Source organism: Bradyrhizobium sp. ORS 111, assembly GCF_045571485.1.
GTDB lineage: Bacteria > Pseudomonadota > Alphaproteobacteria > Rhizobiales > Xanthobacteraceae > Bradyrhizobium.
On the sequence record NZ_CP120701.1, the window covers coordinates 776,381 to 792,738 of the forward strand.

At 65.4% G+C, this 16,358-nt stretch carries 22 protein-coding genes; 13 read left to right on the forward strand and 9 right to left on the reverse strand.

What is annotated here, in order from left to right:
* Window positions 1-24: 24 nt before the first annotated feature.
* From P6U30_RS03555 to P6U30_RS03565, 3 genes are all read right to left on the reverse strand, one after another.
* Window positions 25-477, reverse strand: a complete 453-nt coding sequence (locus P6U30_RS03555; RefSeq protein ID WP_407168157.1) for a MarR family winged helix-turn-helix transcriptional regulator — start codon at window positions 475-477, stop codon at window positions 25-27.
* A 248-nt stretch (window positions 478-725) separates the two neighbouring features.
* Window positions 726-1,331 carry a hypothetical protein gene (locus P6U30_RS03560; protein WP_407168158.1) on the reverse strand — a complete coding sequence of 202 codons (606 nt, stop codon included), beginning with the start codon at window positions 1,329-1,331 and terminating at the stop codon, window positions 726-728.
* A 184-nt stretch (window positions 1,332-1,515) separates the two neighbouring features.
* On the reverse strand, window positions 1,516-1,827 hold the full coding sequence (locus tag P6U30_RS03565; protein WP_407168159.1) for a hypothetical protein: 312 nt from the start codon (window positions 1,825-1,827) through the stop codon (window positions 1,516-1,518).
* On the opposite strand from P6U30_RS03565, the gene P6U30_RS03570 reads away from it, so the two are divergent.
* The 11 genes from P6U30_RS03570 (at window position 1,817) to P6U30_RS03620 (ending at window position 8,809) form a co-directional block, all read left to right on the forward strand.
* Window positions 1,817-2,101: a hypothetical protein gene (locus P6U30_RS03570; RefSeq protein WP_407168160.1), complete on the forward strand. Its 285-nt coding sequence runs from the start codon at window positions 1,817-1,819 to the stop codon at window positions 2,099-2,101. The genes P6U30_RS03565 and P6U30_RS03570 overlap by 11 nt on opposite strands.
* 12 nt (window positions 2,102-2,113) lie before the next feature.
* Window positions 2,114-3,184 carry a sensor histidine kinase gene (locus P6U30_RS03575; protein ID WP_407168161.1) on the forward strand — a complete coding sequence of 357 codons (1,071 nt, stop codon included), beginning with the start codon at window positions 2,114-2,116 and terminating at the stop codon, window positions 3,182-3,184.
* Between the two features lie 57 nt (window positions 3,185-3,241).
* On the forward strand, window positions 3,242-3,898 hold the full coding sequence (locus P6U30_RS03580; protein ID WP_407168162.1) for a response regulator: 657 nt from the start codon (window positions 3,242-3,244) through the stop codon (window positions 3,896-3,898).
* Window positions 3,899-4,058: 160 nt separating this feature from the next.
* Window positions 4,059-4,424: a hypothetical protein gene (locus P6U30_RS03585; RefSeq protein ID WP_407168163.1), complete on the forward strand. Its 366-nt coding sequence runs from the start codon at window positions 4,059-4,061 to the stop codon at window positions 4,422-4,424.
* Between the two features lies 1 nt (window position 4,425).
* On the forward strand, window positions 4,426-6,177 hold the full coding sequence (locus tag P6U30_RS03590; RefSeq protein WP_407168164.1) for an OmpA family protein: 1,752 nt from the start codon (window positions 4,426-4,428) through the stop codon (window positions 6,175-6,177).
* Entirely contained in the window at window positions 6,177-6,677 is a 501-nt protein-coding gene (locus P6U30_RS03595; RefSeq protein WP_407168165.1) for a Rab family GTPase, read from the forward strand. The genes P6U30_RS03590 and P6U30_RS03595 overlap by 1 nt, the downstream gene beginning before the upstream one ends.
* 319 nt (window positions 6,678-6,996) lie before the next feature.
* On the forward strand, window positions 6,997-7,395 hold the full coding sequence (locus P6U30_RS03600) for a DUF3597 domain-containing protein (RefSeq protein WP_407168166.1): 399 nt from the start codon (window positions 6,997-6,999) through the stop codon (window positions 7,393-7,395).
* 72 nt (window positions 7,396-7,467) lie between these two features.
* Complete coding sequence (locus tag P6U30_RS03605; protein ID WP_407168167.1) at window positions 7,468-7,692, forward strand: hypothetical protein; 225 nt, start codon at window positions 7,468-7,470, stop codon at window positions 7,690-7,692.
* 104 nt (window positions 7,693-7,796) lie between these two features.
* Window positions 7,797-8,060, forward strand: a complete 264-nt coding sequence (locus tag P6U30_RS03610) for a hypothetical protein (protein WP_407168168.1) — start codon at window positions 7,797-7,799, stop codon at window positions 8,058-8,060.
* Window positions 8,061-8,111: 51 nt separating this feature from the next.
* Window positions 8,112-8,531 (forward strand): large conductance mechanosensitive channel protein MscL, encoded by a 420-nt coding sequence (gene mscL, locus P6U30_RS03615; protein WP_407168169.1) that lies wholly within the window; start codon window positions 8,112-8,114, stop codon window positions 8,529-8,531.
* Between the two features lie 50 nt (window positions 8,532-8,581).
* A complete protein-coding gene (locus P6U30_RS03620) occupies window positions 8,582-8,809 on the forward strand; it encodes a hypothetical protein (RefSeq protein ID WP_407168170.1) in 228 nt (75 codons plus the stop codon).
* 33 nt (window positions 8,810-8,842) lie between these two features.
* Here the strand turns inward: P6U30_RS03620 and P6U30_RS03625 are convergent, their stop codons facing one another.
* Window positions 8,843-9,805, reverse strand: coding sequence for a DUF2380 domain-containing protein (locus tag P6U30_RS03625; RefSeq protein WP_407168171.1), 963 nt, complete (start codon window positions 9,803-9,805; stop codon window positions 8,843-8,845).
* Between the two features lie 227 nt (window positions 9,806-10,032).
* On the opposite strand from P6U30_RS03625, the gene P6U30_RS03630 reads away from it, so the two are divergent.
* A complete protein-coding gene (locus P6U30_RS03630; protein WP_407168172.1) occupies window positions 10,033-11,454 on the forward strand; it encodes a HAMP domain-containing sensor histidine kinase in 1,422 nt (473 codons plus the stop codon).
* The gene (locus P6U30_RS03635) at window positions 11,451-12,113 is read left to right on the forward strand and encodes a response regulator (protein WP_407168173.1); all 663 of its coding nucleotides are present in this window, start codon (window positions 11,451-11,453) and stop codon (window positions 12,111-12,113) included. Before P6U30_RS03630 ends, P6U30_RS03635 begins: the two co-directional genes overlap by 4 nt.
* 10 nt (window positions 12,114-12,123) lie before the next feature.
* On the opposite strand, the gene P6U30_RS03640 is transcribed toward P6U30_RS03635, so the two are convergent.
* From P6U30_RS03640 to P6U30_RS03660, 5 genes are all read right to left on the reverse strand, one after another.
* Window positions 12,124-12,945 carry a class I SAM-dependent methyltransferase gene (locus tag P6U30_RS03640; protein ID WP_407168174.1) on the reverse strand — a complete coding sequence of 274 codons (822 nt, stop codon included), beginning with the start codon at window positions 12,943-12,945 and terminating at the stop codon, window positions 12,124-12,126.
* Window positions 12,932-13,396, reverse strand: a complete 465-nt coding sequence (locus P6U30_RS03645) for an Rrf2 family transcriptional regulator (protein ID WP_407168175.1) — start codon at window positions 13,394-13,396, stop codon at window positions 12,932-12,934. Before P6U30_RS03645 ends, P6U30_RS03640 begins: the two co-directional genes overlap by 14 nt.
* Before the next feature lie 423 nt (window positions 13,397-13,819).
* Window positions 13,820-14,101, reverse strand: coding sequence for a multiprotein-bridging factor 1 family protein (locus P6U30_RS03650; protein WP_407168176.1), 282 nt, complete (start codon window positions 14,099-14,101; stop codon window positions 13,820-13,822).
* On the reverse strand, window positions 14,098-14,421 hold the full coding sequence (locus tag P6U30_RS03655; RefSeq protein ID WP_407168177.1) for a type II toxin-antitoxin system RelE/ParE family toxin: 324 nt from the start codon (window positions 14,419-14,421) through the stop codon (window positions 14,098-14,100). The genes P6U30_RS03650 and P6U30_RS03655 overlap by 4 nt, the downstream gene beginning before the upstream one ends.
* A gap of 63 nt (window positions 14,422-14,484) precedes the next feature.
* Entirely contained in the window at window positions 14,485-16,218 is a 1,734-nt protein-coding gene (locus P6U30_RS03660) for an ATP-dependent Clp protease adaptor ClpS (RefSeq protein ID WP_407168178.1), read from the reverse strand.
* Window positions 16,219-16,358 lie beyond the last annotated feature (140 nt).

A 16,358-nucleotide genomic window follows, 5' to 3' on the forward strand; every position in this document is an offset into this window, starting at 1 on the left:
GAGGTTGATGTGGCGAAGCCCGCGTCAATCGTCGATGAGCCGCTTCAGGAGCCTGACGGCGGCGGCGAGCTCGTCCTGCTCTTGTGGCGACAGTCGTGCGGTGATGGTGCGCGACAGCCAGTCCTGGCGCGCGGCACGCCCGGCCTGGATCCACTCGCGGCAGGCGTCCGTGAGAGACATGAGGGTTTGCCGGCCATCGCCCGGATCAGGCCGGCCCGTGACGAGGCCGGCCGCCTCGAGTGCGGCGACCGCCGAGCTCATCGATTGCGGACGCATCCCTTCGGCTCGCGCCAGGCTCGAAACCGTCGCGGGTCCGTCCTTCTCGAGCCGAAGCAGCACCGCGACCTGGGACGGCGGCAGGTCTCCGCGGTCGCTCTGCTCGCGCAGCCTGCGCTTCAGTCTTCCGATTAGCAGGCGCAGGTCCTCGGCCAGCGCCGGGACCCGCGCTTGCGGGTGGGATTCCGATGAATTGCTCATGCGGATTTAGTAGATATATACAGGTAAGCTGTAAAGATAGACTGCGCAGTTTATCTGCAGAGCTGGTCTGCTTGCGGCGATGAGCGAACGCACGGCCGGCGTTGGACTGCGATCAAGTTGCGGGCGTATGCGACGACGGCAAACGCGCAAGGTTCGGCAGCCCGGCGCGATCGCGTGAACTCTGAAGAACGACAAAAGAGCAGTGCGCCGGCCCCGAGCCGCGCGCCGGTTCGACGGCGTGCCGGCGGTCAGGCCGAACGTTGGCCGGCCGATGCGTCCTCGTCGTCTTCGGGAAGGGCGGCGAGACGGGCCCGCAGCTCGTCGATCGATGCGAACTCCAGCGTTCGCCCCGGGAGCATCGCAACGATGGTCCCGTCGGCGCGCAATTGGTAGTCCATGTTGTTGACGGTGCCGGAGTGAACGACGGTGGATGCCTGCCGGGCTTCCCTTGCGGGCGTCCTGCGCACGGGCGAAGCGGGCCGGTCGGGCCGCGACGAGCGGCCCATGCGGCGAGGCGTGGTCTCCTGTGATGCGGCCGCGGCGCCGTCCGGCGCGGCGACGTCCTGCTCCGCCGGTCGTTTCGCGTCCTTCGGCCGAAGCGGAGAAGGACGTTCCATCGTCGCGGTCGCAATGGCTGGAACGGGTTCAGCCGGTTCGGCAAGCGCCAGCTCTGCACCGGTCTCGATCGCCATCCGCAGCCCGTCGAGGTGGCGGACCACGAAGCCGAGAGCTGCGATCATGACCCCGGAGGCGATGAGGATCAGTCCGCTGCCGAACAGCGCGCTGCCGAACGGCGTTTCGAGCGAGCTGACACCGAACAGGAGCGCGGCGAGGCCGCTGCCGACGAACGCCAACCCAATGATCCAGAGCGCGAGCATGCATCCTCGTTTCTGTTGCAGCCATTTGTCGCGCAACTTAACGGCGATGGCCGCCATCGCGTTCCGGGTCATTCTACCACTCGTCGCCCGCGAGGGACATACGGTGCCTTTACCCGCGCTTTATTCGCCGGTGGCTCCGCTGCCGGACGTGGTATCCGCCTCAAAAATGATCGCCGGCAGGGTGTCTCGCAACCTGCGGGCCGGCCTGCTCACCGGCTCCGCCGGCCATCGTGCCCGACAACATCTCGCGCGCACGCCTGGTTGCCGAGGCATAACGCATGGTGGCGCTGATGTTGATCAGGCCGGCGCGCGCAAGCCCGAGGACGGCGCGGCGCGAGTGGAATGGGCCCGTCTTGCTTGTGGCATATCCGCGCGGGAAGAGCTGCAAACGACCGGCGAGCGCCGCGTGCAGCGCTGCCTTCTGTGTCGCGCTGAGGCGGCGGCGTTTGGCGGGCTTGGCTGTGTCGCCCAAACTGCGCGGCTCCGTGCGCGACGATTTTCGTGGCGCGACCCTCATCCGTCAGCTCACTCCGGTCGAATGGCGCGGCCTGCCTGAGGCGCGGCCTTTCTGGCATCGCCACGTGCACCCGCATGTGGCACACCGCGGCTTGCACGATTTCACCAACCAGAAACCGTATTTCGGGAGGCGGCGGCATCTGACGAAAGTCAGGATCGATCGTGACGAAAGTCATATTCGTTTGCGGCCGCCGCGGGCTTACGCCAAAGTGGGCGGCTCGCTGAGCTGATTTGGGCAACGAATGATCGACCTGAGCGCGGACCTGCTTCCAGCCGCAAAAGCCGACGTCATCGGCCTCGCCGTCATCGGCGCCGACAGAAAAATGGTGCGGAAGATCGGACGCCTCGTCGAATGGCTTCCCGCGGTAGGCGTTGATTGCTGCGAATGCATGTTGCTGGTCGGGATGGAATCCGAATTGGCGGCGCTCGCGGCGGGAGAGCGCGACACGATCGCGCTTGCCGGCGTTCGCGGCGCGTCGCCGGGGATGGCGCAGCCGGTCACCGCCGTGGTGCTGTGGAATGGCGAGCAGTCGCACTACTTCGTCATCGCGATGCCCGACTTCGCGGCGCGCCAGGTCGAAACGCTGCTCGGCAGCGAGCGTCGGGCGCGCCGGCTGATGGAGCAGCAACTCGAGGCGGCGAGCGCCGAAGTGCGCTTCGCCTCGCTGGCGCGCACCCGCCTTCGCCTGGCGCGCGACCTGCACGATACGCTGGTGCACTCGATCGTGGCGCTGCTGACCCAGATCAGGTTGATCCGGCACTACCTGTCGACCGATCCGGCGCGCGTGGCGGACGGACTTGCGACCGCGGAAGACGCGGCGGCGAGCGGACTTTCGCGCGCCCGCGAGGCGATCGCGCGCCTGCGCATGCCCGACGATCTCGAGCTCGATCTCGACGTTGAAGGATTGCTCGCCGACTTCGCGGACCGCAGCGGGATCGCGGTCTCGACCGACATCGATGACCGCGCGCGCGGCGGATTGCGCGATTGCGCCTTGACCGTGCAACGCATCCTCAGCGAGGCGCTGCGCAACATCCAGGCGCATGCCAAGGCGCGCAATGTCCGGTTTCGTGCGTTCGAGGAGCCCGCCGCGGTCGGCCGCAAGCTGATCGTGGAGATCCGCGACGACGGCCGTGGCTTTGATCCGGCGGTGCCGAAGCCCGGACATTTCGGATTGATCGGAATGGCCGAATTTGCTGAACTTGTCGGCGGAGATTGCGCGGTGGAAAGCGCGCCGGGGCAGGGTACACTGGTCCGGATATCGCTGCCCGTGGGGGTGCCGCCGGCGGCATCGGCGGGCGTGCTGGCCGAGTGAGCAGCCGGTCGCGGCATTGATGATCGTGAGGCTTTCGAGAGAACGATGGAATCGCCCGTGAGTAAGGTCGAGAAAGTGCGGGTGCTGATCGCCGAGGACCAGGCGCTGATCCGCGAAGGCATCGCCACGCTTCTTGCGCAGCAGAACGATGATTTCGATTTGCTTCCTGGCGCGGCCGACGGCGAGCAGGCCATCGAGTTCGCACGGCGATACCGGCCCGACGTCATCCTGATGGATTTGCAGATGCCGCGCGTCGGCGGCATTGCGGCGACCCAGCGAATCCTGCGCGAGCTTCCGAATACTCACATCGTCGTCCTGACGACATTCGAGACCAACGATCTGATCTTCGAGGCGGTGAGCGCGGGCGCGAAGGCCTATCTGCTGAAGGACGCCAGGATGGAGGAGATCGCAGACACGATCCGCGCGGTGATGAACGGCCAGTCCGGGCTGTCACCGGGCGTGGCCGCGCGCATCCTCGACGAGTTCAAGCGCCTGCGCGGCCCGCGCGTTTCGGCGAAGCTGCCGGTTCGCGACGGGTTGACGGCGCGAGAGAATGAAATTCTCACGCTGATCGTCGAGGGCAAGAGCAACACCGAGATCGGCGAGCGGCTGCATCTGGCCGAGGGAACCGTGAAAAACTACGTCAGCACCATCCTGGAAAAATGCCAGGTCAAGAACCGTACAGAACTCGCAATAAAGGCAATAACTTATTAGAAATAATTGCGCGTGAGCGCACGCTGTGCGGCTTCATCCCCTTCTGATTGCTCGCCTTGCTCTGTGCCGAGCCAACGAAATTGGCTATAGGATTGTTCTGGATTTGCTTTTTACAGCAAAGCCGGATTTTGCGTAGCTTCGGACGAGCGGGATTACGACGATGAAGGGCAGCGAGCGCCAGATTAAGGACACGGATGGAGCCGCCAATGCCGCGGCCGCGGGAAACGGCGCGGATGCGGCGGCGCATGCCGCGGCGACGATCGATCAGGTCCGTGACCTCCTGTTTGGCGGCGCACAGCGCTCGATCGAAAGCAATCTGGCCGGCCTGCGCGAGGAGATGCAGGCGTCGCTGAAGCAGATGCAGGCGGACTTCGCCAACGAGATTGCCGCCGTCCAGGCCCGCGTCTCCGACCTCGAGCGCGACACCGAGCAGAAGCGGCTCGACTCGCTGAAGGATATCGGCGCCGCCATCTCGCAGCTCGGCGCGGCGATCAGCGGATTGGGATCCGGCCGCACGGGAAAATAGCATGGCAGCCGCTGCCGGCCAGAACCGCGAGATCGAGCAGCTCAAGACATTGCTGTTTCAGCCCGAGGCGACGCGCCTGCAGTCGCTGGAAGCCGACCTCACCTCGCTGCAGCAATATGTCGGCTCCGCCGATCGTCTCGAGGCCGCAACCGCCGACATCCTGGTCGCGGCCCTCGAGCGTGCCGAGGTCAATCGGCCGCGCGAGCTCGCCAACGCGATTGCGCCCACCGTGGTCTCCGCGATCCGGAGCGAGATCAGGAATTCGCGCGAGCTGATGGTCGAGGCGCTCTATCCGATCGTCGGTCGGCTGGTCAGCGCCGCGGTGGCAAACTCGTTCCGGGAATTGGTCGCCTCGCTCGAGCACCGCATCAATGCGCTGACCTCCACCGAGCTTTGGATGGGGCGTATCAAGTCGCTGGTGACGGGGCGTCCGATCAGCGAGTTCGTGCTGGCCGACAATCCGCCGCGGGTGAACCGCCTGCTGATCATCGAACGCGGCAATGGGCGTCTGGTCGCGGACTGGAAGCGCGACGAAACGCCCGACGAGCGCGCCGACCTGCTCAGCGCGATGGTCGCGGCGATCCTGGAGTTTTCGGTTCAGGCGCTCGCCGGCGAAGGCAATCTGCAGACGCTCGATTTCGGCGGACGGCAGCTCGCGCTGCGCGCTTCGCCGCGCTTCATCCTCGCGGCGGAGTGTCTCGGTCCGCTGCGCCCTGCCGACAATGCCCGGATCAATTCGCTGTTCTTCGATTCGATCGAACGCATCGACCGCGGAGCGAAATGCGATGCCGCGATGCTTGCCTCGCTGGCGGCATCAATCGAAACCGACGACATGCCGCGCAAGGCCACGGGCCGGCGCGGCAAGGTCATTCTGTTCGGCCTGCTCGCGGCCGCGGCCGCCGTGCTGGTCTGGTTTGCGGCGGTATCGGTGAGCCGGAGCCTCGTGGAGCGGCGCACCCATGCGGCGCTGGAGCAGCTCGCCGCGAAGCAGCCGTCGCTTGCCACGTTTCCGCTTCGGCTCGACTTTGATCATCAGAGCCGAACCGTCGCGGTGTCGGGCATCGAGCCGAGCCAGGTGGCGACCGCGCCCTTGATCGATGCGCTCGCCGCGGCCGCATCACCGTACCGGATCGTCGATCGGATCGGCCTCGTGTCCGCACCCGAGCAACTCGCGGCATCGCAGGCCGGGATCAGCAGCCTGCAGCAGAGCCTGACGCGCCTGCAGGCGAGTGTCGACCAGATGCGCGAGGCGATCGCCGAGCAGTCGAAGGCAAGCGAGCGGAAATCCGCCGCGCTGAGCGCGCAATATGACAAGCTCGCCGAGCAGTCCGCGAAATTGGGCGAGCAATATGCCGGGCTGCAGTCGGTCGTCGACGGTCCGGCCGCGCGGCTCGACCGCTTCATCGCCTCAACGGCGGTGTTCTTCGCCAACAATTCCGACGAATTCCTCGATAGCGATCAGGCCGAGCAGCAGATCCATCAGCTCGCCGGATTGCTGGCGGACAACGATTTCAGGGTTCGCGTCGTCGGATATGCTGACCAGAGTGGCACCGAAGGCACCAACAGGACGCTAGCGCGCAAGCGCGCCGAGCAGGTGACGCGGAGACTGACCGCGCTCGGGATCGATCCGTCACGGCTGATCCTGGTGTCGCGCGCCGCGACCATGCCGATCACCGACCGGATCGACACGACGATCGGCGGCAACCGCCGGGTGTCATTCGAAAACGTCTATCGAGCCGAACTGGCGCGCTGATGCTTACCGCAAAGGTCATGCTGCTCGGCGATATGGGTGTCGGCAAGACGTCGATCCTGTACCGGCTGGTCTACGACCGGTTCGAGGGGCAGTACAAGTCGACGCTCGGCGTCGAGATTCTGAGCCATGACGTCGCGCCCGCCGACGGCGGCGAGCCGATGCGTCTGGTGTTGTGGGACACCGACGGCGATTTCGGCACGCAGATATTCGACACCGTCTACGTCACCGGCGCGTCCGCCGCGATCATCGTGTCCGATGTCACGCGACCGCAGACGGTGACCCGCATGGTCGAACTGGTCCGTGGTTTCGAGACCAGGTTTCCGGGCCGGCCCTATCGCGCGCTGTTGAACAAGATCGACCTTCCGGAAGCCGCAGGCAGCGCAAGCGCGATCGCCGAGCTCGCAAGATCGAGCGTCAAGTCGGTGAGCGCAAAGACCGGCGCGGGCATCGCGGAAAGCTTTGCCGAGCTCGCCCAGACCATTCGCCGCCGCCAGCTTTAGTCTCTGCATCAAGTCATTTGGCAGTCACAACCGGCTTCACGCGAAGCGCGCGACCGTGTCAGCCGTCCCGACTTCTCGGGGCTGGCGAATCGGGCCGGGACGGCTGACTTCATCGCACGTGGGGCGTGCGATGAAAGGCGTCGCGACATGCGGCTTGCTTGGTCGCCGCACGCTTGACCGCCGACTTGCAGCACGGGGCCCGTCCTTCTGAAAGTGACGAAGGTCATCTTCCGCCGCCCCGGCGGGCTCCCTATCGTTCGCCCCGTCATGCGATCCAGGAACGAGACAAAGCTGTCTCAGGCGAGCGGAGTGAAAGATCATGAGCATTTTTGGAAGCATCATGGGTGCAATCTTCGGCCACGGTTCGGCCCAGGCCCCGCCGACCGCAACGGCTGGGACGCCCGCGGCGGCGCCGCCGGCTTCGGCTGCGCCCGTAACCGGCGGCGCGTCGACGCCGCCGACGGTCGACGTCGCTGCGATTGTCGACAAGGCCGCGGCCGCCAAGGGCGAGCGGCTCGATTGGCGGACCTCGATCGTCGACCTGATGAAGGCGCTCGGCCTCGATAGCAGCCTGGCCGCGCGCAAGGAGCTGGCGAAGGAATTGAATTACACCGGCGACACCAACAACTCCGCCGCCATGAACATCTGGCTGCACCAGCAGGTGATGGCCAAGCTCGCCGCCAACGGCGGCAAGCTTCCAAGTGACATGAAGGTCTGACGCCGTTCCGGACCAGCACATAGCGGTTTTCGGAACGTTCACGCGCTGCAATGACACACGGGAGAGCGGGAAATGGCAAAGGCACGCACGAAGACACGCAAGAGTCTCGATGGCCGTCATCGCGACAAGAACGGCAGGATCGAAAAGAAGCACGGCAACACCACAGTCGCCGCGCTGCGCAAGAAATACGGCGAGAGCTTTGCCGAAGGGCGCCGGAAGGACATGATGCTCAAGACCCTTCTCAAGGAGACGGATTCGGGCTCACTGCACGAATACCTGCGGCATCACCACCGATAGCGCTGCCGGAAGCCTTGAAGCGAAAGCGGGCTTTGCTGTGAACCGTCGCGCACGCATGCGCGTGTCGCGGGAGTCTTGTATTGATTGCGTGAGGAACAGTTGCCATGGCGCCACGTCACGTCGTCGCGACAAGCAGGCTGTTGTCGGCCGTCTCACTCAGGCTCGCCGTGGCCGCCGTGGCGCTCGCCGCCCGTGCGCCGATCGCGCATGCGGATGAGATGGATAGCAGGGCGCGGCCATCGGATCCGCATGTCCAGCGCACCGCGCAGAATCCGCCGCCGGCCCGTGTCATCCTGCCTGCACCATGGGAGCCCGCAGCGCCCGAAAGGTCGGCCGCCGCGCCGGCCGGGCCGACGGATCACAAATAGCCTAGCCATCCCGTCACGACACCATCAGCGTCCACCTTCGGAGGAGATCACATGCTGAAGGAATTCAGGGAATTCGCCATGAAGGGCAACGTCGTCGATCTCGCCGTCGGCGTGATCATCGGCGCGGCCTTTGGTGCCATCGTCAGCTCGATGGTTGTCGACATCATCATGCCGATCATCGGCGCGATCACCGGCGGTCTCGATTTCTCGAACCATTTCACCGCGCTGTCGAAGTCGGTGACGGCGACCAATCTGGCGGATGCCAAGAAACAGGGCGCGGTGCTCGCCTGGGGCAACTTCCTGACGTTGACGTTGAACTTCCTCATCGTCGCGCTCGTGCTCTTCATCGTGGTGCGGCTGATGAACCAGCTCAAGCGCGAGGCGCCCGCCGCGCCGGCCGAGCCGCCGAAGCCGACCCGGGATCAAGAGCTGCTCACCGAGATCCGCGACCTCCTGAAGGCGCGCGCCTAACCGGCACGATCGACGGGGGCAATCTGCGTCACCAGCTCTGGAGGCTTATCATGCCAGAACGGGTCAAGTTGCCCCGCAAGCTCTCTCAGGAACCAGGCGCGCCGCCGCCGCAACGGCCGAGCCATCAGCGGATCATCGAGGAGCTCGACGACTGGGCCAACAGCCCCGGCCTGCAGCCGCCCACGGACGGTGAAGATAAGAAGCCCGACGACAGGAAGGCGCGCTCGCGAGCGGGACGGAAAGCGGTGATGGCGGGCCCGGACGCAGCCCGGTGTTGAGAACGTCGGCGCTGCACCCGACGTCCCCTGTGCTCAGCGCGAGGCCGGCGTGAGCTGAGGTGCAGGCTCCAGCAGCTTGTCACGGATCAGTCGCGTCGCGCCGCGGCTCCATGAATAATTGGCACCCATTCGCAGCCCGCTGTCGCCCGCAGCGATGACGTTGCCGGTGCCGGTGTCGTGCAGTTGAAATCGCACCAGATATTCGGTGCGGCTGATCCGCCTGATCACGCCGATCAGCGACTGGTCCGCGCCGAAGTTCCGGGCGATCTCCACGTCGCATCCGCCGCAGTCGTGGACGGCGCGCGGCTTCGCGGCATCCGTCTCGGTGCCGCTGACAGATACCAGCGCATAACGCCCGGACTGCTCCAGCATGTGCCTGACGGCGTCGGTCGTATTGGCAAGCTCGGCGCCATCGCTCGCGGTCTCCGAGCCGGCGGCGCTGGCATCCTCGAGCTCGAAATTGAACAATGCGAGCTTGATTGGTGCGCTTGCCGCAACCGGCTGTGGCGGTGCCAGCGCCTCGCGAATCTCGCGGGCCACGAATGTCTCGGCCCGTTGCCACGCCTCGTCATTGTCACCGCGGAACGTATACAGTTTCTCGAAAAGAACCTGATTTCGGTCGAGATCGACGGCGCGAACGCGCGCCCATTGCACCAGCGTGCTCATCTTCTGAACCAGGCCGACGATCAGAACGTTGGCGCCAGCTTGCGCGGCGGCGCGCAGCCGTTCTTCCATCAGGGGCGTATTGGCATCGCAGCTCGAATCGCAGGAGGAGAGGACGACGCGATAGAGCGCGCCGGCCGCCACGTCGCGCCTGAGCGCCGCCATGAAGGCCTGCAGGCGCTGCTGGTGGGAGACGCTCTGGTCGGTGGGCTCGCCCGAAGTATCGAGATAGCCGAAGTCCCGAATTTCCACGCCCACCGGCTGCGCCGCGTGCGCGCCGGAGCAGACGTGGCCGACGCCAAGGAGAAATCCGGCGAGAACTGATGTTTGCAACCTGGAGCGGGAGCGGAGCATGGCAACGGACCTGTCGTGGTGGGGGCGCACGATCGGGCGAGCCTAGCCAGAACCGACGGCTGATCGAAGCCGATCCCGTCACGTGCGGGACCGGGAAATTTTCACGACGTCGCCAAGCCGGAGCCGCGGCGCTTCCCGTCGGGGCGGTTCGGCCGCTAGATTGGCGCGGCGATGTCTCAGGGGCAGCCGAGCAAGGACGGCCACCGATGCAGATGTTTCCCGGAAGCGATCTGAAACTCCGCCTGACGTTGCGGGTGATCGCCGCGTCGGCGTTTTGCTTCGCCGCCATATCGGCCTTCTTCCTGGTCGACGGTGATCGATCGGTGCATGCCAGGCTGGACATGATCGCCTCGATCACGGCGCGGACCCTCGAGCTGCAGCAGAACAAGATGCAATGGATCAACCAGCCGCGCTCCAGCTTTCCCGATCTTCAGGAGATCGCCGGATCGGTGATGACGCCGGGTCTGTGCATCGCCTATCGCGATCAGAGCGGCGCGATGGTGCAGCGCGTCTGCGGCGGACCGCGAGGCGAGGCGGCCGACGCGCCATATGCGTTCGCCATATTCCATCGCAAGCTGTTCGATCCCGAGCGCGAAACGGTCCGGCCAGTGTTCTCGCGCGGCAGCAGGGTCGGCGACGTCGTCGTCTCGGTCGATCCGGCGACGCTTGCCTCGGAGGCCTGGCAGGGCGCCGGCCGCGTGATGGCCGCGCTGGCGCTGGCGCTGCCGCTGCTCGGCGCGCTCGTCTATATGGCGCTGGCGCGCGCACTTCGTCCCACGGGCTTGATCCGCAACGGCCTGGAACGGATCGCGACAGGTGACCTTGCGGCTCGCCTGCCGCCGTTCGACCTCGCCGAGCTCTCCGCCATCCGCGACGTCTTCAACCATCTCGCCGAGCGCCTCGGCACCACGCTTGCCGAACGCAACGAATTGACCCGCCGCCTGATCGCGCTGCAGGATGACGAGCGCATGCACCTTGCGCGCGAGCTTCACGACGAATTCGGGCAGTCGCTGGCGGCGATCCGGGCGCTGGCGGCATCGGCCCGGCAGGGCGCGGCGCAGAACTGCCCCGCCATCCTGCCGGAATGCGACGGCATCGCGCGGACGGCGGCCGAGATGATGGAGCGGCTGCGCGGCGCGTTGTTCCGGTTGCGGCCGCCCGACGTCGAGCAGCTCGGCCTCACTGCAAGCCTGGAAGGCCTGATCGCCGGATGGAACAGCCGCAGCCGCGGGCAGACCCGGTTCGAGATCAGCCTGTCCGGGATCTGCGATACCCTGCCGGCGGAGTTGGCGGCCAATCTCTATCGCATCGCGCAGGAGGCGATCACCAACGCGGCCAAGCACGCGGGCGCAAGCCGGATCAGCCTCGCGATCGCGGTGCGCGATCCGCAGGGCGATTCCGGTGGCGACATCGAGCTTATCGTGGAGGATGATGGTCAAGCGTGCGATCGTCCGGCCGGATCCGGCATGGGCCTGCTCGGCATGCGCGAGCGCGTGGCGGCACTCGGCGGCAAGTTCAGCTTCGCCACGCGGCAGGGCGGCGGCTCCGGTCTGCGCGCCGTGATCCCGATCGTGGGGACGATGGATCGGCCTGATGTTGGCAGCATGGTGACGGAGCACGCGGCGTGAACGACGCTGTCGCGACAGTCATGCTGGTCGACGACCACGCCGTCGTCCGCGAGGGCTATCGCGCCGTGTTGCAGAAGCAACCGGGACTGCGGGTCGTCGCGGAGGCCGCCGACGGCGTCGAGGCGTATCGGTTGTTCAAGGAGATCAATCCCGACCTTGTCATCATGGACCTTGCGATGCCCGGCATCGGCGGCATCGAAGCGATCAGGCGCATCCGGCAATGGGATCGCAATGCGCAGGTGCTGGTCTTCACCATGCACCAGAATGCGGCCTTCGCCGTGCAGGCGATCCGCGCCGGTGCGCGCGGCTACGTCACCAAGACCAGTCCACCCGAGACGCTGGTGCAGGCCGCGATGGATGTCCTGTCCGGCCGGATCGCAATCAGCCCGGATATCGAGCATGAGCTGGCGCTGAGCAAGCTGGCCGGTGAGGTCGTCGCCGCCGACGTGTTGTCGCCGAGGGAGTTCGAGGTGCTGCGCATGCTGCTCGCCGAACGGACCAGCGACGAGATCGCCGACACGCTCCACATCAGTCCCAAGACTGTCGCCAATCTCCACTATCTAATCAAAACCAAGCTCGGCGTCGGCTCCGATATCGAGCTGGTGCGGCTCGCGTTGCGGCAAGGGATTCTGTCGCAGCGCGATTGGGGCGAGGCGTGATCTTGCGCTCTCACGATGGTCGCCGCGCTGTTGTGATCAGCGCCGTTGACGGAATCAGGAAGACATTGCCGCTGCGTCCGCGCTCGACCTCCATTGCGAATTCGCGCGCGACAGCCGCGCGCTGCGCCTCGTTCAGCGTTTGCCATTGCGGGCCGAATTCGAACAGACGATCGGCCCCATGGTCATCTGCGACATCAAGAACGAAGTCGTGGGTGACTTCTGTGATCTTGGGATCGACGAAGCCAGCGGCAATGACGGCGGCGGCAAAGCGGCGGGGATCGGCCAGCGCGGTCAGGCCCGTCGCTGGCGATTGGCCGGCTAGGTCCGGATAGAGCGTCCGGATGATCCGCGACACCATGAGATGCACCGCTGCGCCGTCCGGGCTCTTCCAGACCGCGATGGCTGCCGATCCACCCGGCCGCGTCACCCGCGCCATCTCGCGCAGTCCGGCGCGCCAGTCCACAAACAACATCACGCCGAACACCGACGTCACGGCATCGAACGCGGCGTCCGGCAGATCGAGCGCTTGACCGTCCATCTGCCGTGCCTCGATATTTGCGACACCGTGCGCGCGGACCCGCTGCACCATCCCGGCGGAGAAGTCGATCGCGGTGACCTGCGCCCCGGTGCGGGCGGCGGCCAGCGCGGCGACGCCGGTGCCGGTCGCGACGTCGAGCACCTTCGATGACGGGCCGATCGCGAGCGTCGCTACCGCGGCTTCGGCGAAATGCGCGGTAAACGGCTGCGACTGCGCGTCGTAGGTCGCGGCCATCTTGTCCCAACGTCTGGGGTCGCTGAACGGCAGATGGCCGGTCTGCTCACCGTGCTGCATGAACCTGCTCCTCGAGTGACTGCTTGTGTTTGGCCAGTCGGCGCTTGAAATCCTTGGCCAGCGCGTCGAGCGTGACGGCACCGAGCCGTGTCAGGAAGATCGCTTCGACCTCACGAAACGTATCTCCCAGCGCGTCGTTGACGGCTTGCTCGACCAGGCAGCCGGGGTTTTCCGAGCGATGGCTCATGGCGATGATCGTCGGTGCGCCGACCGCGCGATAGATGTCCGCGAGCGTGATGTCGGATGGTTCGCGCGCCAGCGTCCAGCCGCCGCCATGCCCCTTCTCGGAGTGGACGAGGCCTTGCTCGCGCAGGCCGGCCATGACGCGGCGGACCACGACCGGGTTGGTCGCCATCGCCCGGGCAAGCTGGTCCGATGTTACCGGCTCGGCCGCTCCGATCATGTGGAGAAGCCCGTGCAGCACACTCGATAAACGGCTATCGCGTATCATGTAACATTACATGTTACATGATGGCGACTGTGTCAAGTGCGAGCTCCAAAATCGGTCTCCGCGGAAATTGGCGTGACCGAAACAGTGCGGCCGTCCGTTTAACCCGCATCGAGGTTCTGACGGCGGGCGACCGCCGGCGCTCGCTGGCGAGGAACGCGAGCTGCTATTGCCAACGCAGCAGCGATCCGTTTGTCGTTAGGACGTTCGGCTCAAGCAAGATGAGTGTGAATCGAGTTGGTCTGGCCGCGGACTCCCTTCACCTCTCTCCGATGGGGAGAGGTCGAAGCAAATCGGGTGAGAGGCCACAGTCTTGACGATAGACCATAACCCTCACCAGGCGCCACGCGCCGACTTCTCCCTTGGCAGAGGTGAACTCCGCCGCCGCTCGGGCTCAACCAATCTCATCACGCTCCAGGCAAGGCCTTACGCTGCCGAGAGCCGTATCCGGAATTTGCTGCCGGTTGCCTTGGCAAACCGCAGGAGAGTCTTGGTACTGGGAAGCGTATGTCCGCTTTCGAGGCGGGCGATGGTCGACTGACTCGTTCCCATTCGGGCCGCCAGCTCGGATTGCGAAAGGCCGGCTCGCTGGCGCGCCTTAAGCAACTCGGCGGCGATCTCGAACTCAGGCGCAAGCGCCTCGTATTCCGCCATGACCTTGGGATTGGCGAGCAGGCGGATCTTGAGCTTTTCGAACGGAATGGTCACGTGATCCCCCTTGCTCTCAGCAATGCCAACTCGATCTCACCTGACGGCGTCTTCTGGGATTTTTTCACGAATGCTCGGACGACCACAACGCGGCGGCCAGAGGCTGTCACGTAGAGCGCTCGCACGATTCCGTCGCGCCCGCTCAGTCGTAACTCCCAAAGCTTGCCTATCAAGTGCTTGACATGCGGCTCACCTAAGCTTTCCAGCCCAGTGGCGATAATGCGTTCTGAGAGACGGATGAAACGGGCCTGCATGTCGACCGGCAACGCCGCGATTTGCTTTGCAACGACCTCGTTGAGGATTTCGACGCGCCAAGGCATCGCCTAATTATCCCATTTTTGAGATGATTGGAAGCGGTAAATGCGCCGGGACGCGCTATGCTATTATCGCTGCGTGCTCATGGTCTGTGCGCCGCCGAGCAGTTTGACGTTGAGGTGGCCGCCGTCGAATAGCATCTCGTTCAGCGCTCCCTCGATATCGGCCGACGTGACCCTCTGGCCGCCGTCGCGGGCGATGCTGGCCTGGGCGAGGCGGCGCATCAGTTCCTTGATGAAGGCCGCGCTGACGCCCTCGGTGCGCCGCACGGCGTCGTCGATGACTCCCTGGTCGAGCGGCAGGCCCTTGCCGTAGAGCCGGACCAGCTTGCCGCGGCCGATCTCGTCGGGCAGCGGCACCTCGATCGCCTGGTCGATGCGGCCGGGCCGGCCGGCCAGCGCACTTTCCAGCTCTTCCGGCCGGTTGGTGGTCAGCACGAACAGGATGTCACAGTCCTCCTTCAAGCCGTCCATCTCATTGAGCAGCTTGTTGAGCAGCGATTCCTCGCAAGGGCCGCCCATCTCCTCACGGCTGCGCGCGATCAAATCGACGTCTTCGATCACCACCATGCTTGGCTGCAGTAGGCGCGCAAGACTCATATAGGCGCCGAGCAGGCCGACCTGCTCGGCGGTGATGATCAGCGTCGTGTGACCTGGCAGGTTGGTGGCGAGATAGCGGATGGTGTGGGTCTTGCCGGTGCCGGGCGGGCCGTAGAGCAGAATGCCCTTGCGGGTCGATTGGCCGAGCTTGCGCAGCAGTTCACGGCTTCCGACGAAATCGAGCACGTTGCGCTCGAGCAGCCGCAGCGTCCGGTCCGGCAGGATCACGGCGTCACGATCGACCGTCGGCAGGCGATGCACGGTGACGCCGCGCGAGCGTCCGCGGTAGTCGGCGTCGCCGTCGAGCGAGAGGATCTTGCCGCGATAGGAGCGCGCGGCATGCACCGCCGCTTCCAGCTCGGCAAGGGTCCGTTGCACGAGGGCATTGCCGGCGGCGCCGGCGGGCACCGCGAGTTCGATGCGCAAGGTCGGCTCGTAACCGTACTCGCGATGGAAGCTGAGCAGCACGGCGTAGCGCAGCTCTCCGGTTCGGCACAGCCACAATCCATTGACGAGGCACTTCACCGGTTCGGCCTCGCCGACATCGACGTCGTGATATTGCGGCGGCGCGATTGCCGGCGCATCGCGGCTGTCCTTCATCAGCGCTGCGAACTCGATGGTCTCGTAGCGAGAGGCTTCGTGGATGCCGAAGAAGTGGAGCGGCGTGGTGAACAGCCTGTCGATCGCAATCTGGACGTCGGCGCGCATATGACCCGGAAACTTCCGCGACCGTGTCAGGATCTGGTTGCGCGGTATTCCGGCGAAATGCCATTCGAGCGCGACGAAGGCGTATCTGAACTCGTCGCTCGGCAATTCCTCCGAGCTGCGGCGTGCGGCGAGCAGGCAGTCGCTGCACAGCGAGGCTGTCGTGCCCGACAGAAATATCTCTTTAACCGCCCTCGGCGCTTCGCAGAGATCGCAGGGACGGCTGGCGTCGGCGGATTCGGCGGTGATGAGCAACGGTTGGCCCTTGGAGCGGATCAACCACTTCGCGCTCGTGAGCAATGCACGCGCGACCGGCGCGGGATAGGGACCGCACGGAATTGCGCCGTTGGCCTCGATCAACGCAGCGGAGGCGATCGCATCTTGCTGAGATTTGCCGAACACCGTGCGCAACAAGTCCTGCACGAATTCCAGTGGCGTCTCGCCGTCGTCGTGAATGAAGAGCTGTACCGGACCATCGTCGGCAAAGACGTCGTGCATGAGACCCCCAAACAACCGAAATAAAGGAACAAAATAAGAACATCATAGAGGGCCCAGCGCGTCAAGCGAAAGATTGCCCCACTTCAGCCCTGGCGTGTGGCGAGCCGCTCGGCCGGCGTGCCCACAACGCATCCCGCATG